22 protein-coding genes are annotated in these 24,848 nt (G+C 37.5%); 18 read left to right on the top strand and 4 right to left on the bottom strand.

Annotation, left to right across the window (positions count from 1 at the left end; genetic code table 11):
- The 16 genes from ACQKNC_RS12035 to ACQKNC_RS11960 all read left to right on the top strand — a co-directional run bounded on the left by ACQKNC_RS12035 (nt 1) and on the right by ACQKNC_RS11960 (nt 17,042).
- Nucleotides 1–963 (top strand): helical backbone metal receptor, encoded by a 963-nt coding sequence (locus ACQKNC_RS12035; RefSeq protein ID WP_427425084.1) that lies wholly within the window; start codon nt 1–3, stop codon nt 961–963.
- Between the two features lie 343 nt (nt 964–1,306).
- Nucleotides 1,307–2,074, top strand: a complete 768-nt coding sequence (locus ACQKNC_RS12030; RefSeq protein ID WP_427425083.1) for a tyrosine-protein phosphatase — start codon at nt 1,307–1,309, stop codon at nt 2,072–2,074.
- Between the two features lie 220 nt (nt 2,075–2,294).
- A complete protein-coding gene (locus ACQKNC_RS12025; RefSeq protein WP_427425082.1) occupies nt 2,295–3,680 on the top strand; it encodes an MATE family efflux transporter in 1,386 nt (461 codons plus the stop codon).
- Complete coding sequence (locus ACQKNC_RS12020; RefSeq protein WP_427425081.1) at nt 3,680–4,510, top strand: putative RNA methyltransferase; 831 nt, start codon at nt 3,680–3,682, stop codon at nt 4,508–4,510. Before ACQKNC_RS12025 ends, ACQKNC_RS12020 begins: the two co-directional genes overlap by 1 nt.
- A 77-nt stretch (nt 4,511–4,587) precedes the next feature.
- Nucleotides 4,588–5,196, top strand: coding sequence for a lysophospholipid acyltransferase family protein (locus ACQKNC_RS12015; protein WP_427425080.1), 609 nt, complete (start codon nt 4,588–4,590; stop codon nt 5,194–5,196).
- A gap of 222 nt (nt 5,197–5,418) precedes the next feature.
- The gene (locus ACQKNC_RS12010) at nt 5,419–5,883 is read left to right on the top strand and encodes a low molecular weight protein-tyrosine-phosphatase (protein ID WP_427425079.1); all 465 of its coding nucleotides are present in this window, start codon (nt 5,419–5,421) and stop codon (nt 5,881–5,883) included.
- A 651-nt stretch (nt 5,884–6,534) separates the two neighbouring features.
- Nucleotides 6,535–7,254, top strand: a complete 720-nt coding sequence (locus ACQKNC_RS12005) for a YebC/PmpR family DNA-binding transcriptional regulator (RefSeq protein ID WP_427425078.1) — start codon at nt 6,535–6,537, stop codon at nt 7,252–7,254.
- 300 nt (nt 7,255–7,554) lie between these two features.
- Nucleotides 7,555–8,850, top strand: coding sequence for an arsenic transporter (locus ACQKNC_RS12000; RefSeq protein WP_427425077.1), 1,296 nt, complete (start codon nt 7,555–7,557; stop codon nt 8,848–8,850).
- 257 nt (nt 8,851–9,107) lie between these two features.
- Entirely contained in the window at nt 9,108–10,850 is a 1,743-nt protein-coding gene (locus ACQKNC_RS11995) for a methyl-accepting chemotaxis protein (RefSeq protein ID WP_427425076.1), read from the top strand.
- A gap of 86 nt (nt 10,851–10,936) precedes the next feature.
- Nucleotides 10,937–11,512 (top strand): YdcF family protein, encoded by a 576-nt coding sequence (locus ACQKNC_RS11990; RefSeq protein WP_427425075.1) that lies wholly within the window; start codon nt 10,937–10,939, stop codon nt 11,510–11,512.
- Nucleotides 11,513–11,586: 74 nt separating this feature from the next.
- On the top strand, nt 11,587–13,284 hold the full coding sequence (locus ACQKNC_RS11985) for a M3 family oligoendopeptidase (protein ID WP_427425074.1): 1,698 nt from the start codon (nt 11,587–11,589) through the stop codon (nt 13,282–13,284).
- Between the two features lie 235 nt (nt 13,285–13,519).
- Nucleotides 13,520–14,599: an AI-2E family transporter gene (locus ACQKNC_RS11980; RefSeq protein ID WP_427425073.1), complete on the top strand. Its 1,080-nt coding sequence runs from the start codon at nt 13,520–13,522 to the stop codon at nt 14,597–14,599.
- 11 nt (nt 14,600–14,610) lie between these two features.
- Nucleotides 14,611–15,222, top strand: a complete 612-nt coding sequence (locus ACQKNC_RS11975; protein WP_427425072.1) for an NUDIX hydrolase — start codon at nt 14,611–14,613, stop codon at nt 15,220–15,222.
- Nucleotides 15,223–15,733: 511 nt separating this feature from the next.
- Complete coding sequence (locus ACQKNC_RS11970; RefSeq protein WP_427425071.1) at nt 15,734–16,198, top strand: hypothetical protein; 465 nt, start codon at nt 15,734–15,736, stop codon at nt 16,196–16,198.
- 22 nt (nt 16,199–16,220) lie between these two features.
- Nucleotides 16,221–16,412 (top strand): hypothetical protein, encoded by a 192-nt coding sequence (locus tag ACQKNC_RS11965; RefSeq protein WP_427425070.1) that lies wholly within the window; start codon nt 16,221–16,223, stop codon nt 16,410–16,412.
- Nucleotides 16,413–16,430: 18 nt separating this feature from the next.
- On the top strand, nt 16,431–17,042 hold the full coding sequence (locus ACQKNC_RS11960) for an alpha/beta hydrolase (protein WP_427425069.1): 612 nt from the start codon (nt 16,431–16,433) through the stop codon (nt 17,040–17,042).
- Between the two features lie 40 nt (nt 17,043–17,082).
- On the opposite strand, the gene ACQKNC_RS11955 is transcribed toward ACQKNC_RS11960, so the two are convergent.
- The 3 genes from ACQKNC_RS11955 to ACQKNC_RS11945 form a co-directional block, all read right to left on the bottom strand.
- The gene (locus tag ACQKNC_RS11955; protein ID WP_427425068.1) at nt 17,083–19,194 is read right to left on the bottom strand and encodes an MMPL family transporter; all 2,112 of its coding nucleotides are present in this window, start codon (nt 19,192–19,194) and stop codon (nt 17,083–17,085) included.
- A gap of 112 nt (nt 19,195–19,306) precedes the next feature.
- A complete protein-coding gene (locus ACQKNC_RS11950; RefSeq protein ID WP_427425067.1) occupies nt 19,307–20,323 on the bottom strand; it encodes an inorganic phosphate transporter in 1,017 nt (338 codons plus the stop codon).
- Between the two features lie 20 nt (nt 20,324–20,343).
- Nucleotides 20,344–20,964 carry a DUF47 domain-containing protein gene (locus ACQKNC_RS11945; protein ID WP_079562474.1) on the bottom strand — a complete coding sequence of 207 codons (621 nt, stop codon included), beginning with the start codon at nt 20,962–20,964 and terminating at the stop codon, nt 20,344–20,346.
- Nucleotides 20,965–21,454: 490 nt separating this feature from the next.
- Between ACQKNC_RS11945 and ACQKNC_RS11940 the strand changes: the two genes are divergently transcribed.
- The gene (locus tag ACQKNC_RS11940) at nt 21,455–22,141 is read left to right on the top strand and encodes an ABC transporter ATP-binding protein (RefSeq protein ID WP_427425066.1); all 687 of its coding nucleotides are present in this window, start codon (nt 21,455–21,457) and stop codon (nt 22,139–22,141) included.
- A 1-nt stretch (nt 22,142) separates the two neighbouring features.
- A complete protein-coding gene (locus ACQKNC_RS11935) occupies nt 22,143–23,462 on the top strand; it encodes an ABC transporter permease (protein ID WP_427425065.1) in 1,320 nt (439 codons plus the stop codon).
- 127 nt (nt 23,463–23,589) lie between these two features.
- On the opposite strand, the gene ACQKNC_RS11930 is transcribed toward ACQKNC_RS11935, so the two are convergent.
- Entirely contained in the window at nt 23,590–24,750 is a 1,161-nt protein-coding gene (locus ACQKNC_RS11930) for a class I SAM-dependent methyltransferase (RefSeq protein ID WP_427425064.1), read from the bottom strand.
- Nucleotides 24,751–24,848 lie beyond the last annotated feature (98 nt).

The raw sequence follows: 24,848 nt of genomic DNA, 5'->3' as shown, positions 1-24,848 counted from the left end.
ATGAAAAAAATGTTTAAACTTCAATGGCTTTCTGTGTTGATGCTGGCACTTGTATTAGTTGGCTGTGGTGCGAAAGAGGATACTAATAAAGATGCTGTTTCTAAGGAAAATCAACAAGTAGAGAAAACTAGCTATAAAGTTAAGGATGACCGTGGCGTAGAAGTAGAGTTTGATGCCGTACCTAAAACTATTGTTTCATTACAGCCGAGTAATACAGAAATTTTATTTGCTTTAGGTGTGGGTGATAAAATCGTTGGTGCAACTGAGTATGATTCGTATCCAGAAGAAGCTCAAAAAATTGAGCGTGTTTCTGATACTGTAAAATTCAATAGTGAGCGTATTTTAGCGTTAAAGCCAGATGTCGTTATTGCTTATACGACTGGAGGCGATGATGAAAATTTAAATGCCTTAAAAGGTCTCGAAGCTGCCGGTATTAAAGTGTTTGCCATTCAATCAGCTAAATCATTTGATGATGTTTACGGGGATATCCAACAAATCGCAACGGTAATGGGAATCAAAGATAAAGGCGACAAGTTAGATAAAGATATTAAAGCTAAAATTGCGGAAGTCCAAGCGAAAGTCAAAGATGTGAAAGAACCGAAAAATATCTACTTAGAAATTAGTCCAAAGCCAGACTTATATACACCAGGTTCTGGTACGTTCCAACAAGAGATTTTAAATGCTGCAAATGTAAAGAACGTTTTTGCTGATCTCCAAAACTGGGCAAAGGTATCTGAGGAAGATGTCATTGCGAAAAACCCAGAAGTCATCTTAACAACAGTAAACTATGTGAAAGACCCAGCGGCAGAAATCCTTTCTCGTGATGGATGGAATTCAATCACTGCCATTCAAAATAAAGCAGTTTACTATATAGATACTGATATTTCGAACCGCCCAGGTCCACGTATTGGCGAAGCTGTTGAGTTAATAGCAAAAGCCGCATACCCTGAGTTATTTAAATAGTCTATATGGAAAAATAGAATTTTGGAGCTGTCCTTTAAAGGGCAGCTTTTTTAACTAGGTAATTACTCTGGTAGTGTGAACACTTCACTGTGAAGATTCCTTGACCCCGCTCCGCTTGGAAGGAAAAGTGATCGGGAAGAGTGGATAACTGCTCTACTTCGGTGAGAGTGAGAGGTGATCAGATAATATGGCCACCCGCTCCGCTCCGACAAAGAAGCGCTCAAATAAATACCTTTAAAGCTCTAAGTAGTGATGACATTTCCTAGTGTGAATATTGGTATTATATCGAATTGTTCTATAAAATAGAGATAAGAATGCTTGCTAACAGAGGGAGGTGCAGTGAGTGAAACAGTTTGATATGAAGATTATTCCGTTTGAGGCAGTCTATAATTTCCGTGATATGGGTGGTTATAAGTCGAGAGATGGGCGTGCTGTTAAGAATGGTTTGATTTATCGTTCAGCAGCGCTTGGTAAAATGACGAAAGCAGATAAGGAGCTTTTTGAAACACTAGGTGTGAAAACAATTTTTGATTATCGAGACAACCATGAGGCTCAAACTAATCCTAATCCGGTATTCCCGTATGCCAAGAATATTCAAATACCAGCAAAGGGAAATCATGCTTTTGAGATGCCTACAAATACTGGTGGGAAAGATTTTTATAAGGTTGTAAGCCCAGAGATATTCCGAGAATTTTACGCACAAATGCCTTTTAATAATGCCTCGTTCAAGGAGTTAATGGCAACGATTCAACACCCTGAAAATTTAGGGCTTGTTCATCATTGCGCTGTCGGGAAAGATCGAACAGGTATTGGCAGCGCACTTATTTTACTTGCTTTAGATGTACCTGAGGAGACGATAATGGAGGACTATTTAGATACGAATGTACATCTACGTCCTTTAGTAGAGAGAATGGCTCAGACAATTCAGCATGATTATAGCGATCAAGAATTACGGCAATTTTATGCCTTAATGTCTGCCAGTGAGGAGTATTTACAAGCTGCATTTGATGCAATGGAAAACCGATATGGCTCTAAGACCGCTTTTTTAGAGAGTGAGTTTGGCTTAACAACAGAAAAACGTAAGCAATTGCAGGATCATTGCTTAATATAACAAGAAACCCTTTCACATAAAATTGTGGAAGGGATTTTTACGTATTATACTAGCTTTGCATGTTTCATTAGAAAAAAACCTTTATAGCCTAAAAATCTATGATAAGATACTATATATTTTTATCCCGCGTTAACGGGCAGTAATTTATCTTTATTGAAAACGAAGCGTCAGGTACTGCCCGTAAAAATCTTTATAAAGCGTATAGGAGAAGTGAAAAGTATTGGCAGATGCATTGAGAGAAAGTGATATAAAAGAGACAAATAAGTTAAGTTTATTCCATTTAACGTGGCCGATATTCTTAGAAGTATTTTTATTTATGTTAATGGGATTAGCCGATACTTTTATGCTTAGTGCTTTATCAGATAATGCTGTATCCGGGGTTGGTGCAGCCAATCAATATATTTATATTGCAATTTTAATACTTGAAGTAGTTGGTAATGGTGCTTCCATTGTTGTATCTCAATATTTAGGCTCAAGGCGCGTTTTTGAAGCGGCGAAGATTTCCGCTTTAGCAGTAACGATGAATATGGTCGTTGGACTTTTGATGAGTGTTTTATTTTTCTTCTTTTCGAGTCATTTAATGACCATGATGAACTTGCAGGGGGAAGTGCTTAAATACGCCCAAAGCTATTTGGTGATTATAGGAAGCTTCATTTTTTTACAGGCAGTTATAAATGCGTTAGCAGCGATTATCCGTGTGCATGGATGGACAAAGCAAACGATGTATGTATCACTAGGTATGAATGTGCTACACGTTGTATTAAACTACGGTTTAATTTTTGGTAACCTTGGATTACCGGAGCTAGGTGTAAAAGGAGCGGCTATTTCTTCAGTTATAAGTCGTGGATTAGCAGTTCTTGTGTTTTTCTGGTTGTTGTATCAAGTCATGGAAGTAAGAGTGAAGCTAGAATACTATTTTGAGTATTCAAAGGAATATGTTCGAAAAATATTAAATATAGGCTTACCTTCAGCATTTGAGCAGGTGCTTTATCAGTTCTGTCAGATTGTCTTCCTTTATTATGCAACATATTTAGGTTCAGAGACACTTGCAGCAAGACAATATGCCATGAATATTTCGATGTTTACGTATTTGTTTGCGATTGCAATCGGTACAGGTACAGCTATAATTATTGGGCGAAATGTGGGTGCTGGTAAAAAAGATCAAGCTTATCATCAGCTTTGGTCAAGTGTACGAGCCGCTTTCGTTTTTACGATAACTATGGTTGCTGTTGTGACGATATTCCGTAAGCAACTTATGCACGTTTTTACTGATAACCCAGAGGTCATAGCAATAGGAGCATCTGTCCTAGCATTAAGTATTCTACTTGAGACAGGGCGTACGATGAATATTGTGGTTATTAACTCATTGCGTGCCTCAGGGGATGCAAGATTCCCGGTGAAAATCGGTTTCTTATCAATGGTATGTATGAGCCTTCCACTCGGTTACTTATTTGTATTCGTTTTAGACTGGGGTTTAGTAGGTATTTGGCTAGCGATTTCGGCAGATGAATGGATGCGAGCCATTATCGTATACTTTAGATGGAGAAGTCGTAAGTGGGAGCGTTTTGCACTTGTTTCACCTACAGAACAGAAGGAGGTAAATTAATGGGAGCACTTTCTAAAAGAGCTGCAGGGGCAGCCTTAATGGATAAAAATATTACGCTTTTTGCTTGTCCAATTTGTCAGGAGTCAATGAGTGTTTTTGAGCAGGGTAGTTTAGTATGTTCCTCAAATCATTCTTTTGATATTGCCAAGCAGGGCTATGTCAATATGCTGACACATGGTGCTGTTTCTAAGTACAGTAAAGATCTCTTTGAATCTCGAAAAGCAGTTATTGATAGTGGTATCTATGATTTAGTAGAAGATAAAATCGGAGAGTTAGTTGCTAATGCAGAAACAGTGCTTGATACAGGGTGTGGTGAGGGTTCACATTTATCCCGTATTATGGCGAAGAAACAAGGGTTAGGCATGGGTATTGATATAGCGAAAGAAGGCATACTTGCTGCTTCCCGACATTATCCAGAGCAAATTTGGTGTGTTGGTGATTTAGCGAAAAGTCCATTTGCAAAATCAAGCTTTGATGCCATATTAAATATTTTATCGCCCGCCAATTACGAAGAATTTAAACGTCTATTAACTCAGAATGGTTGTGTTGTGAAGGTTGTACCTCAAAGCGGGTACCTACATGAGCTTCGAGCACAATTATATGCGGATTCTACAAAAGAGTCGTATTCAAATGAACAAATAGTTGCTCGTTTTAAAGAAAGCTTTGCTGATGTTAGTGTAGAACGTATTACTTATACAGTACCGCTAGCTACAGAGCTTGTACCAGCACTGCTTGAAATGACACCGATGGGCTGGCATAAAAAAGAAGAAGTCAATATCCATTTAAATGAAATTACGATTGATGTTGATGTATTAGTGGGAAGAATCTAGTTATTTCATATGCAATTGCTATATACTGGTCTTTTCGATTACAATAGGTATAACTATTGAAAAGGTAGGATGAAACAGTGTATAAATTTATAGCAAATCTTGTAAAAGTGATATTAACATTAACGGGCTCAAAGGCGCGTGTATATGAGGAGCAAAACTTACCGAAGGAAGGTGGGTTTATTATTGCATGTACACATACGGGCTATGTTGATATTTTAAACCTTGGGGTTTCAATGACTCCTCGAGAAATTCACTTTATGGCTAAAAAGCAATTATTTGATATAAAAGGCCTTGGCTGGCTTATAGAGCGTTTAAATGCATTTCCGGTAGACCGTGACAATCCAGGACCAAGTGTTATTAAAATCCCTTCACAGTTATTGAAAGAGGGTAAAATCGTCGGGATTTTCCCATCAGGTACACGAAATGCTGATGGTACGGATTTAAAGCAAGGTGCGATTACTATAGCACAGCTCTCTAAAGCTCAAATTGTACCAGCCGCTTACGTTGGTGCGCGTAATGCCGGCGATGTTTTTAAGCGTGGAAAGGGTTATCTAATTTACGGAGAGCCATTTTATGTAACAGGTAAAGGTAAAGAAGGACGCGAGGAATTTACTCATCGTCTTGAGCATGAATTAGTAGCGTTAACTGAAGAATTAGAGAAACGAATTGCAGCAGAAAAGAAATAAAGTGAAACAAATTCAGATGAAGCCTCCTTGTGAAGAAATCAAACCTTCACAACCTTTTGAAGTGGAGTAGCTTCCTGCCAGTCATATGCTGGATAACTAAGAAGGCACTCAGAATCATTGATTTTGAGTGCTTTATCTTCATTCAGAATATGTTTTCTGTAGCAAAAGCAAAGCGACAGCTACATTTACGCCTGGCAAAATTAATTGTGGGAGGATATAGAAATGATTCAAGTACTTTTTGTATGTTTGGGGAATATATGTCGGTCACCAATGGCTGAAGCGGTCATGCGTGATTTAGTAGAGAAAGAGCATTTAAGTCATAAAGTTGAAGTAGATTCGGCTGCAACAAGCTCTTGGCATATTGATGAACCCCCTCATAGAGGAACACAAGAAAAGCTAAAGGAGTATGGCATCTCAACGAAAGGGATGAAGGGCCGACAATTACAAAAAGCTGACTTTGAAAATTTTGACTACATTATTGGCATGGATGATAGCAATATACGTAATATCCGAACGATGCTTGGCAATATTGATTCCCCAAAGATTTTCCGCTTTTTAGATTTAACCGACCATCGAAAAGACGTGCCTGATCCATACTATACAGGAGATTTTCAAGAAACCTATGATTTAGCTTTAGAAGGCTGTCATGCACTATTAGAAAAAATCAAAGTAGAAAACCAATTGTAAAGTGGCTCTAAGTGAAACAATTTTTTGATTATCACCATAACGTGTGGTTGATTTCGGTTCCGACTGGGAGCATTGTTGCTGTCGCTTCGCTTCGCACAGTCGCTGCCGTTTCGTTATCAATCCGCTTTCGCGCAGACGTTTTAACAAATGTCATCCATAACTTTTGGTAATGAAATGTTTTTTACAATTAATGCTTAATAAATTCACCTTAAACATTGGGATATCTAGCCTTGAAAGCATCATTTGTGTTATTATTTGCAGAGTAAAGATACGATAAGTATTTAACTTCTTTCAGCAGAAGTCTCCTTCCTATATAGGTGGTGAGATGAATGCTGGTTTAGGTAACTTTTCAGCCGGTGTCCAAACACCTGTACCTGTCGCTACGCTTTCGGTACAAAAGACATTTGCTGAAAAGAGTTAAAGCCTCCGGCGGATGTCACGGAATCGGAAAGGAGTTATTTAAGGATGTTAGCCTAAAATCATCGCATCCATGCGATAACGGCTAACTGACCTGCATCGTGCAGGCCTAAGCACAAAGCCGAATCCGGACGCAATTATGCCGAGGCATAATTGATTTACCTACCATTTACAGATGTGCAGCTGCGTATCTATGATTTTGATAAACTAAAATGTTGAAAGAGAGTGGAAACAATGGGTCGTAAGTGGAACAATATTAAAGAAAAGAAAGCGTCAAAAGACCAAAGCACAAGCCGTATTAATGCAAAATTCGGACGTGAAATTTATGTGGCAGCTAAATCAGGCGAACCAGATCCTGAGTCAAACCGTGCCCTTAAAGTTGTTCTCGAACGAGCAAAAACATACAGTGTTCCTAAACATATTATTGAAAAAGCAATTGATAAAGCGAAGGGTGGCGGCGATGAAAACTTCGATGAATTACGTTATGAAGGTTTCGGACCAGCCGGCACTATGATAATCGTTGATGCCTTAACTAATAATGTTAATCGTACAGCTTCGGATGTACGTGCAGCATTTGGTAAAAATAATGGGAATATGGGTGTCAGTGGATCTGTTGCTTACATGTTTGATTCAACAGCAGTTATCGGTTTAGAAGGTAAATCAGCAGATGAAGTTCTTGAAATTTTAATGGAAGCAGATATTGATGCTCGTGATATTCTGGAAGAAGAAGAGGCTGTCATTATTTATGCAGAGCCGGACCAATTCTTTGCTACACAAGAAGCACTAAAAGCAGCTGGTGTTGAAGAATTTACAGTAGCGGAACTTTCAATGCTTCCACAAACAGAAGTAGCATTAACTGGTGACGACATTGCGAAATTTGAAAAATTAATTGATGCATTAGAAGATTTAGAGGATGTCCAAAACGTTTACCATAATGCAGATTTAGGCGAATAATATAAACATATAAAACCAGTAGCAAATTTAAGCTACTGGTTTTATATGTAGACAAATGATATTCCTGGTGGCATAAGATTTCATGATAATAGGCTTGCTGTCGCTACGTTAGCACTGCGCTTTCGCACAAAAAACATCTGTTGCTGTCGCTACGTTAGCACTGCGCTTTCGCACAAAAAACATCTGTTGCTGTCGCTACGTTAGCACTGCGCTTTCGCACAAAAAACATCTGCAGGCCTAAGCACAAAGCCGATTCGGACGCAATTATACCGAGGCATAATTGATATAGGGAGGAAAACAGTGCAAGCTCTTTTAGCGATTGCTATATTTTTAGTAACTTTATTTTTTGTAATAGTGCAGCCACGTAAAATATCGATCGGCTGGTCTGCTTGTATTGGTGCTGCAATTGCGTTGACATTCGGGGTTGTTACTTGGCAAGATGTTGTTGAGGTAACAGAGATCGTTTGGAATGCAACGTTATCGTTTATAGGAATTATTTTCATTTCACTTATTTTAGATGAAATAGGATTCTTTGAATGGTCTGCCCTACATATGGCACGCATCGCAAAGGGAAGTGGTATCCGCTTATTCATTTATCTTTCCTGTTTAGGCGCTATTGTTTCAGCATTATTTGCTAATGATGGTGCAGCTTTAATACTAACCCCAATCGTTCTAGCGATAGTCCGTAAGTTGAATTTAAGCGATAAAATGGTCTTTCCATTTATTATTGCAAGTGGCTTTATAGCAGACACAACATCATTACCGTTAGTCATTAGTAATTTAACAAATATTGTGTCAGCAGACTATTTCGGTATTGGATTTATGGAATATTTCTTACATATGCTGATACCGAACTTAGTCTCTTTATTGGCAAGTATTACTGTACTTTATATTGTCTTTCGCCGTTCAATCCCAAAAGAATATTCACTTGAGGCAGTTGATAATCCGAAGCTAGCAATTCGAGATACGAGATTATTTTTATTATCATGGTATGTTATAGCGATATTATTAGTTGGTTTCTTTACGAGTGAGTTTTTCAAAATTCCTGTGTCATTTATTTTATGTGGTGTAGCGGCTATTTTTTTCCTGCTTGCACGACGTAGCCATATTGTAGATACAAAGAGAGTTGTGAAAGGGGCACCGTGGAATATTGTGTTCTTTTCTATCGGTATGTATGTGGTTGTATATGGCTTGAAAAATGTAGGAATGACAGGATTGCTAGCAGGTCTATTAGAGCACGCGATACAGCAAGGGTTGATGGTAGCAACGATAACAATGGGGTTTGTTGCAGCGATTTTGTCAGCTATTATGAATAACCTACCAACTGTAATGATTGATGCATTAGCTATTGCTGAAACTAGTGCAACTGGCATTATTAAAGATGGGCTTATTTATGCAAATGTCATCGGCACTAATTTAGGTCCTAAAATGACACCGATTGGCTCACTCGCAACATTGTTATGGCTCCATATACTGGCGCAAAAAGGAATAAAAATTGGCTGGGTACAGTATTTAAAAATAGGTATTATTTTAACAATACCAACTCTTTTCGCTACTTTAATAGCTTTAGTGGCTTGGATTATGATCATTTCTTAGGTAAATACGATAAAATCAAAAAACTATTTTTCTATAAGGCATATCGCTGTAGGAAGATAGTTTTTTCTTTGATTTCAGTTCATCGGTCGCCCTCAGGAAAGTGCCCTAGCTTATCCAATTATGGTGATCGAGCATATCTGGGTAAAAAAGCGAATAATTCATACTTAAATTACGTTTTACCCATTGTGAAAAATTACAAATCGTAACATAATATAGATTAATAGTCATGGTGAACGAAGAGAAAAGGGGGCTAAAGAATGAAGTTTTCACGTTCAATACAAGGGAAACTAATTATCATTTCATTAGTATTGTTAATTGTTCCTAGTTTAACAATAGGTTTGGTTAGTTATAATAAAGCAAATAAAGGTATGGAGAATATTGGCGAACAAGTTATTAAAAATAGTGTTGAATCTACTTTGCAATTAATCGAGCTCGCAAATGAGAGTGTTAAAAGGGGTGACGTTCCTTTGGAAGTTGCACAGGAACGGGTGCGGGAGGCACTTCTAGGGCCAAAGGATAGTGAAGGAAAGAGGCCAATAAATTATCCTGGAGACTTAGGGAAGTATGGTTATATATATGTTTTAGATGATAAAGGGACATTAACAACTCATCCGACTCGAGAAGGGGATAGCCTTTGGAACGATAAAGATAGTAGCGGCAATTACTTTATTCGGGAAGTAATCGAAAAAGCACTTGCTGGTGGAGGATTTACACAATATGAGTTTGCGCTACCGGGTCAAGATGTATTAGCTCCAAAAATAATTTATTCTGCAAAGGATCCTAATTGGGGATGGATCATTGCATCAGGTACATATATGCAAGACTTTAATAAAGAAGCTAATTCATTATTACTCGTTATTGGTATTACATTATTAGGTGCTATTATTGTAGGTACTGTAGTGGTCATAATGGTTTCGAGACATTTAGCTTTACCAGTGCAAAAAATATCGAAACGAGTACGTGAGGTAGCGAAAGGGAATTTAACTGTAGAAATCGAAAATCTACAACGCTCAGATGAGATTGGTCAGTTAAATGAAGGTTTTAATGACATGGTTGATCAACTGAAAACTTTAATTACAGATGTAGAGGAAGCTATTGTAGAAATTCAATCGACATCGTCAAATTTAACATCTGTGGCAGAGGAAACAAACGCTTATGGAGATGAAATAGTAAAAGCGATAAATGAGGTCGCGGACGGTGCAGCAAAGCAAGCTTCAGATGCTGAGGATACAAATAGAACTGCTATTGATTTTGCCCATCAGATTGAAGTATTGCATGACAAAAATGAAGTGATGCTTGATGCATCTCAACATATGAAGCGATCAAATCAAGAGGGGCTCTTAAATTTAAACAGCTTAAAAGAGAAATCACACGAGTCTTCAGAATTGATTAATAATGTTCATGCTGTATTTAATAGCTTAATTGTGAAAGTCAGGGAGATTGAAGGCATTGTCGGTACTATTACCGAGATTTCTGATCAGACGAACCTGCTTGCATTGAATGCATCAATAGAGGCGGCTAGAGCTGGTGAGCATGGTAAGGGATTTGCAGTTGTAGCTGAGGAGGTACGTAAGCTAGCGGATCAAACATCTGTAGCAACTGAGCTAGTGCGTACAACCTTAAAGGGAATTGAAAGTGAAACTAATTTAGTGAACGATGAGATGCAGAAAACAAACGTCATTGTTCGTCAGCAAAACGAGTCGGTTGCCATAACGGAGTCATCCTTCAAGGAAATTGAATTGGCTGTAGAGAAGATTATTTCCGTCGTTGGGGAAATGACTGCGGGAGTAGAATATTTAAATAGCTCAAAGGATATCATTATGCAATCTATCGAAAGTATTGCGATGATTAGTGAGAAAAATGCCGCTGCATCAGAGGAAGTAACGGCATCTGTTGATGAACAACAGCGTGCCATTCAGCTTGTTAGTGAGTCTTCCAATGATTTGACAGATGAAATAACAGCATTACAGGAATCTATTAAGCGTTTTATATTAAGATAATCAATCAGGATGTTTGTACAGTAATTCTAGTACAAGCATCCTTTTTCTTGCCTAAGCGTTAATAAAAGGTAAGGGAGGGATAAATAGTGAAAAAATGGGTAATAAAATTGGGGGTTTTACTACTTGCTATAAGTGTTGTTGTTTATATTTGGCTCGGCGAGGAGATGAAACAAGGTCTCCAGCCGGCTGCAAACGGAACAGCTACATACATGATTGTCCTGGGAGCGAAGGTAAAACCGGGTGGAATTCCATCGCTTTCTTTGAAAAATAGATTAGAAGAGGCTGTAAAGTATTTGAAAAAGTATCCAAATGTAAAAGTAATTGTGTCAGGTGGAAAAGGGGGGGATGAAGATCGGACAGAGGCTTCTGTCATGCTTAAATACTTAGAGGACAATGGCATTGATACTAATAGAATATTAGTGGAAGACCAATCTACTTCAACTTATGAAAACTTACTATTTTCTAAAGAACTTTTGCCTAAAGGAACTAAGGAAATCACGATTGTCTCTAATGATTTTCATTTAAAGCGTGCCAAATATTTAGCTGAGTCTTTAGGTTTTGAAGTAGATGTCGTTGCGGCAAAAACGCCAAAATCGGTGGAAATTAAGTTAACGCTACGTGAAAGGGCAGCACTATTAAAAACATATATATTTGGCTATTAATTTGTTTCTTAATAACATAGATTTGGCATATAATAGAAATATAACGGGGTATATGATAGAAAGAGGGGAATTATATGAAAACGTTTAAAGATTATGAATACAATCGTCCAAATATTGAGGTAATGAAAGAGCAACAATTATCTTTAATTGAGCAATTTAAAAATGCTCAAACGATGGACGAGCAAAGTGAAATAATTGAGGAATTAAACGGATTGAGTAATGATTATGCTACGATGGCGAACTTAGTGTATATTCGTGCTTCAATTGATACAAATGATGAATTTTATCATGCAGAACGTGATTATTTCGACGAAGTTGGCCCTGAGCTAGAAGAGGTAACAACAGAATATTATAAAGCACTCATCGCTTCACCATTCCGCGAACAGTTAGAAGATAAATGGGGACAACAGTTATTCGATCTAGCAACTTATCAAATTAAAGGCTTTTCGCCAACAGTCATTGATTTAATGCAGAAGGAGAATAAGCTTGTTTCAGAATACAATAAACTAGTTGCCTCTGCACAAATTGACTTTAATGGTGAAACATTAACACTTGCACAGCTTGGACCATATGCGGAGTCTACTGATCGTGCAATGCGTAAGGCAGCAACAGATGCACGCTTTGGATTTTTTGCTGGGCATGAAGAGGAATTTGATCGATTATATGATGAACTTGTCAAGGTGCGTCATGAAATAGCTGTTAAATTAGGATACAAAAACTATGTCGAACTAGGCTATATTCGAATGAATCGCATTGATTATAATGCAGAGATGGTAAAGAAATTCCGTGACCAAGTTCGTGATTTGATCGTGCCGCTTGCAACAAAATTATACGAGCGTCAGGCAAAACGCATTGGTATTTCTGACTTGAAGTTCTATGATGAAGCATTAAACTTTTTATCAGGAAATGCTACGCCAAAAGGCGATCCGGAGTGGATTGTTGCGAACGGTAAAAAAATGTATGAAGAGCTATCACCTGAAACTGGTGAATTCTTCAACTTCATGATTGACCATGATTTAATGGACTTAGTGGCGAAGAAAGGAAAAGAGAGTGGCGGTTATTGTACATTTATCGAAAACTATCACTCGCCATTTATCTTCTCGAACTTTAATGGTACTTCTGGCGATATCGATGTGTTAACACATGAAGCTGGACATGCTTTCCAAGTCTATTCAAGCCGTAACATTGGCATCCCGGAATATTTATGGCCGACATATGAATCTTGTGAAATTCATTCGATGAGTATGGAATTTTTCACATGGCCATGGATGGAGCTATTCTTTAAGGAAGACACAGAAAAATATAAGTTTACACACTTAAGTAGCGGTTTATTATTCCTTCCTTATGGTGTTGCAGTTGATGAGTTCCAGCATGTGATTTATGAAAATCCGAATATGACACCAGCTGAACGTAAAGCAGCGTGGAAAAAAATCGAAGAAACTTATTTACCACACCGTGACTATGATCATAACAGCTATCTAGAAGCAGGCGGTATATGGCAACGTCAGGCACATATTTATGCAAGTCCGTTTTATTACATTGATTATACGTTAGCACAAATTTGTGCATTCCAATTCTGGAAACGTTCACGTGAAGAATTTGAAGCTGCTTGGAAGGATTATATCCATTTATGCGGTTTAGGTGGCTCTATGTCCTTTACGAAGCTTGTAAAAGAAGCAGGCTTAATTTCGCCATTTGAGGACGGCTGTGTTGAATCCGTTATTGGTGATATTGAAAATTACTTAAATTCAGTAGAAGATACAAAATTATAAACTACTGCGTTATGCAACATTAGTGAAAATTCGCGACACTCCTGTGGGAAACAATCCGTCCGAGCTTCCTCAGATGCTTTAGCATTTGAGGGGCTAGCGGGATTGATGTTGGAGGGTTGTGAATTTTTTAAATTTCAAAAACTCTTTTGTTTTGACAATAAATAATTGAATACTTGCGAAATGGTTAATATATAAGTAGTATTTTCAGTAACTGTGATAAAAGGAAGTGAAGAAAGTGACGAGGAAAGTTTGGTTTCAAGTAGGAGTAGGGGTTTTACTTGCTCTACTAATCATTAAATATTTTATAGAGATTCATTGGATTTTTTCTCCGTTTGTTATTATCTTAAAGGCTATTTTTATACCTTTATTGCTTGGCGGTGTTTTGTATTATGTTACGGAGCCGATTCAGAGGTTTTTAGAGAAGCGTCAATGGCCGAGATGGGCGAGTATATTAACGATAATCATTGGACTAATAGCGCTTGTTGGTAGCTTTGGTTGGGTCGTTGGTAATCCGATTGCAGTGCAGGTTAATAATTTAGTGAAAAATATACCACAGATTAGTGCTAGTATTCAAGATGCAGCTGATTATGTGTTTAAAAACAAGGATAACTTCCCACCACAGTTAAATGATTTTATTGACAATATGGCAAATTCTGCACAGCATTTTGCCGTTGTGGCAAGTAAGGGGCTAGTTTCGTTTTTACAATCAGTTGTATCAGTTTCTTTATTAGCTATTTTAATTCCATTTTTCTTTATTTTTATGTTGAAGGATCATGAAAAATTTGCGCCGTCAGTTTATAAATATTTTAGTGGTGAACGTCGTGAATGGGTGAAAAAGACGTTAAGTGAAATTGACGTTGTTTTACGTAGCTATATTCAAGGGCAGCTACAAATTAGTTTTTTACTTGCACTCATTATGTATGTCGGGTATTTAATTATAGGTTTAGATTACTCGTTGCTGCTTGTTATATTTGCATTCTTTATGAATATGATTCCGTTTATTGGACCATGGATCGCCTTTACACCAGCACTGATTGTGGCTATTGTTCAGGATCCTGTGTTAGTCATATGGGTGTCTGTTGTCACACTCGTGGCGCAGCAAATTGATAGTAACTTTATAACTCCTAATGTAATGGGAAAAACACTCGATATACATCCGCTAACAGTCATTACAGTTATTTTAGCAGCAGGTAATATTGCAGGCTTCATCGGTATTATTATTGCTGTACCATTTTATGCAGTATTAAAAGTGATCGTATCCAATATTTATGATGAACGTAACGAGATTAAGAAAAAGGCTACGAAGTCAGTATAGGAGTCGAAAAAATGGAACAAGAAATTGTGAAAGTTTTTAATGAACAGCATGAACAGATTGGGACAGCAACTAGGGCAGAGGTACATGAAAAAGGGCTATGGCATGAAACATTCCACTGTTGGCTAGTCAATGAGGACTATATCTATTTCCAAATCCGTAGTACACAAAAAAAGGACTACCCTGGCTTACTTGATATTACAGCAGCAGGGCATCTATTAGCCATAGAGACAGTAGAATCAGGAATTCGTGAAGTGAAGGAAGAGCTAGGGCTCAATGTCAACGTACACGAAGTGGTAAAAATGGGCATGACATCTTGTAGTATCGTTTCGGAAAATATGATTGATAATGAATTTTGTCATGTTTTTATATATCCATTCAAACACGATTGGGAATCATTTGAACTGCAGTATGAGGAAGTGTCGGGGGTTGTTCGAGCAAAGCTTGACGAGGCAGAGGCATTCTTTTTAGGAGAAACAGCTACTCTGAATATTGAAGGCTATGAATATTTCCCTGATGGTCAACGAGCAAAAATTGCGCGCCCAGTAGGTGCTGCACAATTCGTCCCTTACCGTGAACTATACGTTGCTCATGTTATTCAGTTTGTAAAAGATAAAATGTTATGAATTGTGGGAGACTGAAAAAGTCTTCCATCAGAACTCTAGCAAAATTGTAAAAGGTAAAATCCGCTTTGCTTTCCTTGGACAGTGTATGAGCCGCATCGATGCGCTCTTGCTCTATCCGCAGGGAGTTTTAAGCGGATTTTTTTACCTTTATATTAGATAATTATTAGGCTCTAGCTTTCGTAAATATACTACTATTTTTGTCTTGTCATCAAAAGTTAGGGTTATTATTTTTTTAGGGTATGCCATGTGAATAAGTTGATTGGAGTGGAGATTGGGCGACTCCTTGGGGATTAGCAATAGAGGAACGAAGGCTAAGACCATCACATCCTGTGTTAACGCCTTCGTGACCAACATCGGAGCGACAGCGATAAAAGCGCCCAATCGGAACGGAAATCAACCTACACGTTATGGACATCAAACTTTACTTTTAGTACTGCCTATTTTACTTCAATATAACAGGAAGAATAAGTTATACTAAAAGAGATATTGAATAGAAAAGGAGCATTTTTATATGCTAACATTTGAACAAAAGCAAGCCATCATCGACTCATTTTCTGAACTTACGAAGAAGGAAATTTCATTAAAACGCCTAAATTATCACTTTATGGACAGCCTTTATGAAAAGACAATTATTGTAGAAAAGCTACACCCAAATGGCAACGGCTTCGTCTTCGTTGGTGATTTATTGCGCTATGAAGAAGAAGCAAACGATAAATGCCTAGTAAATATTCGTGACTACGATGAACAACAGCTTCGTGAAATTATTGAAGACGCCATTCAATATTTGTCGGAAGAACAAGAGGAGCAAGAGCCAATCGAAGAGATATGGCAAAATCGCGAAGGTGTTAAATTAATGCTAGCCTTTGAGCAACGTTCGTGGAATGTTTATCACGGTGAAAATTTAGAGGAAGCCTTTGGTACACATGATGCCGCGAAAGAATATTTACTAGAAGAAGGTTTTCGTAAAAAGAAATAAGTAATTCGGGGGATAAGAACGAATGAATGGGAAAAAAATAGTGGGAGTAGTTATTGTTGCTGTTATAGCTGTTTGTTTAATTTCGGTATTTACGATTACGAAATTTTATAAAGACCATCAGGAACAGCCAAATCGTGAAAATCGAGAAATTAATAAGTCAAAGAGCTTGAATTTAATTTTGCCACAGGCTACAATTATCTCGAATTCAAGATAATCGAGAGGTGGACTGTAAATGCAGCACGTTTTTCATAAAGGAACAGATGAAACAAAACCAACTTTTTTACTGTTACATGGTACAGGTGGAAATGAACAAAGCTTAATTGGTCTTGCAAAGGAAATTGCTGATACAGCAAGCATTTTAAGTGTTCGTGGAAATGTACTTGAAAATGGTATGCCACGCTTTTTCCGTCGATTAGCGGAAGGTGTTTTTGATATAGAGGATTTAATTTTCCATACGAAGGAATTAAATGACTTTTTATTAGAGGCAGCACAGCAGTATGGCTTTGACCGTAATCGAGTTGTTGCTATCGGCTACTCTAATGGCGCGAATATTGCTGCTAGCCTATTATTCCATTATGAGGGCGCTCTAGCAGGTGCAATATTGCATCATCCAATGGTACCTAGACGTGATATTGAATTACCTACTCTTTCTTCAATTCCTGTCTTTATCGGTGCTGGAACGAATGATCCAATGTGTTCTGCTCAAGAATCTGAAGATTTAGAGGCGCTTTTAACATCAGCAGGGGCAGATGTGACAACTGTATGGTTTAATTATGGTCATCAGCTAACAATGCCTGAGGTAGAAGCAGCAAAAGAATGGTACGATCGTATTTATTCAAAATAAGGAAAAATCCGCAACCTTTGTGAGAGAGTTGCGGATTCTTTTATTTTTGCTTCTTCGCGAAGGGTAACCACCAATTCCAGTCACCTAAGAGCTTCATAAGACTTGGAACGAGCATGAGACGAATAATAGTTGCATCGATAGCAACTGCAATAGCTATACCAACTCCAATTTGCTTCACAGGCAGCACATCTGTAAAAGCAAATGCCCCCGTTATCACAATCATAATAAGCGCTGCTGATGTAATGATACGACTGGTAGAGGTTAGACCGTCAATCGTGGCGCTCGTATTATCTGCCCCTTTTTGATATTCCTCTTGAATACGTGATATTAAAAAGACCTCATAGTCCATACTTAAGCCGAATACAAGACAGAATACAATAACTGGGATAATAAGTACAATTGTACCGGCATCAATACCCAAATGTCCGTATTGGAAAATATAGACGAGAATACCGAAAGCCGACGAAAGCCCAATAATATTCATAATAATCGCTTTCAGTGGGATTAAAATAGAGCGGAAAGCGATCATTAAAATAAAGAACGTTGAAACGATAATAATCGATACAGCCAAGAAAATTTTACTAGATATTTCATCAAAAATTTCTTGATTGAATTTCGCAGGACCTCCGAGAGTAAAGTCGACACCTAAATCTTTATCTTTCCATGTTCGAGCGAATTTTTGAGCAGTAGTAGATGAACCGGCTGCATCCAATGTAATTGGGATAAAGAGTTGTTTATCTTTAGAGAATGTATTTTGAATTGGTTTTAATTGTTCTGCCACTTGTGGAATTTTCAAAGATGCAGTGAGTTCCTCAGGTGACTTAATGTTAGCGGTCGTATAAATGGTTGATACATGATTTACTAGTGGGTCATCAAGTAATTTTTCTTGAATATTGTAAATAAGCTTTCTGCCCTCACTATCTTCCCAGCCTTCCTTACGTTCTGCTAGTAAATATAAGGTAGAGGTATTACCAAATCCGAACGTTTCGTCTAACTGATCATAAGCTATACGAGCATCATATTTTGTCGGTAATGAATCCACCTGAGGAATTGTAAGTTTAATATCCTTCAATGGAATCATACCAATACCTAGTAATAATAATGCCGTAATAACGATGGTAACTGGATGTTTCATGACAAAGCCAGCAAAGCCACGCCAACGATTTGCTCTATCAGGTTTTACACGTAATAATCTCCATTTATTTAGGCGATCTCCTAATAGCATCATCGTAGCAGGTAGCAAGGTTAAGCCAGAAAGTACTGCAAGGAATACAACAATTGCGCCTCCTAAAGCGATATTGTGAAAAATTTCGACATCAATGACAATCATCGCACCTAAGCCGATCATGACACAAGCAGCAGAAAAGATGATAGAACGACCAGCTGTCTGTATCGCCGTTTGAATGGCCTGTACAATGGATGTATGGGCACGTTCCTCGCGATACCGGTTAATAAACAACAAGGCAAAATCAATGCTTAATGCAAGTCCAAGCATTGGTACTATATTTAACACAAAAATTGATAAATTGACATTACCGCTAAACAAAGTCAAAATTCCAAACGCAGTTACAACAGTAACAATTCCGATAATGATAGGTAAGATTGAGGCTACGACAGTACCGAAAGCAAGTAATAGCACTATGATAGCGATTGGTAAGCCTATTGCTTCCGCTGATGCTAAATCCTTTTGACTTGCTGTATTGATGTCTTCAGAAATAACAGGCCCGCCTGTAATGCTCACACCGTCATTCTCTATTAATGAACGGATGTCTTTCACAACATCAGGCAGATTTTCAACATTATTTTTAATATGAACCATGGCATAAGCTATACCATTTTTTTGTAAAGAAGAATCATCAAGTGGTGACTGGATTGAATGAATCTCCTTAATTTTTTTCAACTTTTTTAAAGTATCTTGAATTTTTTTATCGTCAGCCGGATTGAAGACGACCAAAATTGTATCTGAAGGCAAATCAAATGTTTTTGCAAGCTCATTTGTTACGTAGGTATGATCTCCTTTAACAAAAAAGCCATCTCCATGAAGCTTGCTTGGAAGTTGTATTGCAAACATAGCCATGGCAATAAAAATTACGAACCATAAAGCTACGATAGCTTTAGCGTGGGCTGTAATAAAAGCTGAAAAATTTTTCATAGTAGGTTCGATCCCCCTTTTAAAATAGTGTAAAGGATGTGTTGCATTTTGTCGTGTGACAATGTAAAGACTCCTGTCCAATAAGGAACAGGAGTCTTAGTATGCAGTCATATTAAAAAAATAACGATAACAAAAAGTAAATAACAGCTGCCATAACTGCTGAAATTGGCATCGTAATAACCCAAGTAGTTACGATTTTACGCGCCATTCCCCAGTTCACACCACGTACACGTTGTGCAGAGCCGACACCCATGATAGAGGAAGAAATAACGTGTGTTGTAGATACTGGTAGGTGAATTAATGTTGCGCCGAAGATAACTGATGCAGAAGCTAAATCTGCTGCTACCCCGTTTACAGGACGGATTTTCATGATTTTACCGCCGACTGTTTTAATAATTTTGTAGCCACCGATAGAAGTACCAAGCCCCATTGCAGTTGCTGCTGCAGCTCGTATCCAGAAAGGGATTTCATCTCCTGTATGCAAACCACCAGCGATTAACGCCATCGTCATAATCCCCATCGCCTTTTGTGCATCGTTTGTGCCATGTGTAAACGATTGAATTGCGGCAGTGAAAATTTGCATTGTACGGAAACCTTTATTCGTACGATATAAATTTAAGTTTTTAAACCATAATTTAAACAGTGTCATCATAATAAATCCAGCGCAAATCGCAAGGATTGGTGATAGCACTAAGGCCATAATGATTTTAGTAAAACCGCTATAGTTTAGAACTCCGAAGCCCGCAGACGCAACTGCTGCACCAGCAATGGACCCAATCAGAGTATGTGAAGAACTCGATGGAATACCAAAATACCATGTTAGTAAATTCCAAATAATGGCGGAGATTAATGCTGCTAAAATAACAACTGAACCCGTTGTGTCTCCTTCAAAAGCATTTAAAGAGAATGGATCTACAATGTCTTTTGTTAGAGCCTTAGCAACTCCGACAAAGGTAATCGCTCCGATAAAGTTCATCGTTGCAGCCAGCATGATAGCTACACGAGGTTTCAATGCTCTAGTGGAAACTGAAGTTGCGATAGCATTTGCTGTATCGTGGAAGCCATTGATAAAGTCAAATGTTAGGGCAAAGATAACGACCAGTACGGTTAGAATAATGATTGTGTTCATTGTAAGTGCCCATCTCCTAATTACGCATTACGCATGATAATTGTTTCCATTGTATTTGCAACGTTTTGGCAATGATCAGCGATATCTTCAAGTTGCTCATATATATCTTTATATTTAATAAGTCGAATTGGATCTTTTTCATTTAAAAATAGTTGTTTAATTGACGAACGCTGTACTTCATCACATTCACGTTCATAGTCCTTAATAAGAATTGCGTGTGGGCGCATGCCAATAAGATTCTTTTTCTTTAACTCTTCTGTTGCTTTAACAATTTCATCAGCACTTTTTGAAATATAGCCTAAGAAAGTACGCATTGATTCATCAACCTCAGTTAGAGAGAACATCTCAAAATGAGCGATGCAATGCTCCGTACCATCTAATACATCATCCATACGAATAGCGAATTCTAGAATGTCTTCGCGTTCGATAGGTGTCATAAATGATTTATTTAGCATCACGATTAGTTCATGAATGAGCTTATCACCAGCTGTTTCGTAATTTTTCATAGTAATGCTAATCTCTTTTAGGTCAGCTACACTGTTAATACGAAAATCATTCGCATAATGTACGGCCTCTCTCATATTCTCAGCAATTTTATGCAAAGCTATAAAGAAAGGGTCTTGTTTTTTTGAGTTAAGCATGTAAATCGAATCCTCCTGGATATAAATAAATTAGCCTCTAAACTTTACTATCATAACAAAATCTTTAATTTATCTACATAAAATTCTTCTATTCTACATGAAAATTTACAATCCTGTAATATACAATTTGTTCACAAAATCATAGATGTATCTCTGTATTTGTTTTTACTAATACAGTGAAATGCCTTAAAAATAGGTTTTGCGAAGATTTCTACTTTCTGTTTAATACAAAAAAACACTATGGTGACATAAAATTTTGAATAAATTTTGTGAATGAATTGTAAAGAGAATGTAAAGGAAACGTTTTGTTAATTAGTGTTCCCTTTTCTTAAGAATATCTTCATTTTTATCCTTCAATTTTATTAAGAATTCTTGACTACAATGGAGAAAAGAAAGGCTCATAACCTAAAATTTAGGATGACTTTCGTAGGAAGCCAACCATAGTTATGGTGATGAGTCAAAAGAATGTAGAAGGAGCGTTTATTTGATAATGATTAAAGTCGAAAACTTACAACATACATTTTTAATTGGCAAGAAAGGCAAGGAGAAACAGGTTCCGGTATTAAAAGGTGTCAACTTTGAGGTGAAAAAAGGTGAGATTGTTGCAATTGTTGGTAAAAGTGGATCCGGTAAATCAACCTTGTTACAAACATTGGCTGGATTTATGAAATCTGAACAAGGATCTATTAAAGTAAATGGAATGGAAACAGCTAATCTCACCGAAACAGAAAGTGCAGCTTTCCGCTTGCAACAGTTCGGATTTATCTTTCAAAACTTTCAACTGATGCCAGGCTTAACAGCGTTGGAAAACATTGAACTACCATTGAAGTTACAGGGTATCAAGAAAGTTGTGCGTACTGAAAAGGTGAAAAAGTTAATGGACAAAGTTGGTTTAACGGAGGTAGCAGACCATTACCCAAATGAATTATCGGGTGGTCAGCAACAGCGAGTTAGTATTGCAAGAGCCCTAATTACAAATCCACCTATTTTGTTGGCAGATGAGCCGACAGGAAGTCTTGATTCGGAAACAGAGCAAGATATATTGCTGCTCATTCAAAGTTTAAACCGTGAGCTTGGTTTAACATTTGTCATCATTACTCACGATGAAGAAGTAGCAACAATAGCTCATCGACGTTTCCGCATGTACGATGGGGAACTTGTAAAGGAGGAAGTATAACATGTTATTTAAAGATCAATTAGATTTTGTTACACAACACATAAAGAAAAATAAACTACGTGTGTTTATGACAGTACTGGCGGCAACGATGGGCTGTGCATTTTTGATTGTCCTCGCCTCAGTTGGATTCGGGCTTCAGGATTCCTTGCGTAATGAAATATTATCGAATGAAAAAGTTACGAAGATTCAAGTGTCTGGAAATGGTCAATTTACAGAGGACCAAATTCATGAAATAAAAGGTATAGAACATGTGGAAACAGTACTCGAAACGATTACTGTGAATGCATCCGCACATTCATTTTTTGAGGGCCGTGATACAAACTCTGATTTATATATTGCTAATATGCATGATTTTGAGCAAGTGAATGGCATGCTTGCGGAAGGAAAGTATCCAACAAAGCCAAACGAAATCATTGTAGGTTATCATTTTGCTCAAACTTTAGTAAATGATGCTGAGCGCAAAATTATTGAAGAAAAGAGTAAAAAAGCTGAAGCAGAAGGCACGTATTATAATGGTAGTAAGGAAGGTTATAAGGATTCATTAATTGGTAAAGAGATTGAATTATCATTAGTACCTCATACTGATGCGGCAGAAGAGACCGGGAAAATGAAATATACGATTGTCGGTGTTATGAAGAAGCCATCTTATGATTGGATGATTAATAACTCCATTTATATGGACACAGAGCAAAAGCCGATGCTAGCTACAACTTTAGCAGCAACAGGTAAGGTTAAAGAGGATGACATGTTTTATTCGGAATTTAATATTTTTGCGGATAGCATGGAAAATGTAAAGCCGATATTAGACAAACTAAAAGACAAAGGCTATAGCGTATATTCAGTTACTGAACAATTGGATCAAATGAATGTATTTTTCCTAGTTTTAAAAATTGGTTTAATATTTGTAGGAACAATTGCTGTTTTGATCGCCTCAATTGGAATTTTCAATACAATGACAATGGCAGTTACAGAGCGTACTCGCGAAATCGGTGTACTAAAGGCAATCGGGGCAAGCCCAAAACTTATTCAACGATTGTTCTTAATGGAAAGTACGTTCATTGGTATTATTGGTACTTTAATAGCTGTAGCCATTTCATATGTTCTTAGCTTTGTAGCAAATGCTGCATTACCTTTAATTCTAGAAGCAGCAACAGGTGAAGACGCATTTAGTAAAAATGACATTACATTTTCACTTATTCCTTGGCAGCTCGTTATTATTGCATCAGCGATTAGTATTGGTGTAGCGATGATTTCAGGCTATCGTCCAGCACGTAAAGCAACAAAAATTGACGTTATTCAAGCATTACGACAAGAACTATAATAGAAAGGGAGGTCCAGAAGTTATTGGACCTCCCTTTTAATGTGCGCACCATCGGAAGTATCCGAATACCCGCTCTTCGCGCTTCGCAATGAAATACCCGCGAAGGAGGTAAAATACCCTCATTATTTTAAAGATAAGCTTGTAACTCATTTGCTAAAAACGGCTTGGCATTTAGCAACTTTAAAAACGCATCATAGTTAGCACGCTGTTCGGAATTTGGCTTTTTACCTGTATGATAAGCTCGTATTAAAATGTTTTTTGGTGTATTTTCCATATCTATAAACTCCAGCAATTGTGCCTCATAGCCAACAAGTGATAAAATTTCCGCTCGGATTGAATCCGTTGCGAGCGCTGCAAAACGTTCGCGTACGAGACCGTGTTGGAGCATGATATCCAGTGTTGGTGTGTTAAGCTGGCGATTTAGCTCATGTTGGCAACAAGGAACACTTAATATAACGCTCGCTCCCCATTTTACAGCGCGGGCTAATGCCATATCAGTAGCAACATCACAAGCGTGTAGAGTCACAACCATATCTACAGCAGACTCTTCATTATAATCATTGATATCTCCTACTAGAAATTCGAGTTGCTCATAACCTAAATCCTGTGCAATTCGTGAGCATTCTTCAATGACTTCCTTCTTTAAATCCAAACCAGTGACACGAATATCTAAGCCTTTTTCGATTTTTAAATAATGGTATAGGGCGAATGTTAAATAGGATTTGCCTGAACCAAAATCTAAAATACGAACCTGACGATCCTTTGGTAAATATGTTAATGCATCATCGATAAATTCGATGAAGCGGTTGATTTGTTTAAATTTATCGTATTTTTGTTTTTTTATTTTTCCTTCTTCTGTTTGCACGCCAAGACGAATTAAAAATGGATATGGCTTATCCTCTGCCAGTAAGTAATTTTTCTTGCGATTATGCGCTAAATTGACTTGCTTTGGCGTTGAGGATTTATCAGATTTCCATAGCACTTTGTTCTTTTTTGATAGCTGTACTTGTATTTTTTCATCGATAAAATCAACATGCGCTTGTCGGTAATCGTTAAAAAATGCTTCTAGCTTATCAGGGACATTTTCTAATAGAACATTTTCATGTTTTAAAATACGTTCAAATTGATATTCAACTTGTATATGGTAAGCATCCTTTAGTAATAAAGGTTTTAGCTTTATACGTTTAACTTCGTTTGATTTCATACGTGGTTGACTGATCGTAGCGGTAACGAGTTGCTGTTGTAAAATTCGCTCCATAAGCTGAGCTTTCATTTCTTCAAATGTCATATATATCGCCTACTTTATCGTGTTATAGATGGCACTAGTTTAACACACTTTATGAAGTGTAATGCTATTATAAATTTCACAATTCACTCATTGAATAT

Origin of the sequence: Lysinibacillus sp. NPDC094177 (assembly GCF_050279145.1) — a bacterium.
Classification (GTDB): Bacteria; Bacillota; Bacilli; order Bacillales_A; family Planococcaceae; genus Lysinibacillus.
This window is presented reverse-complemented; position numbering and strand designations above follow the sequence as displayed.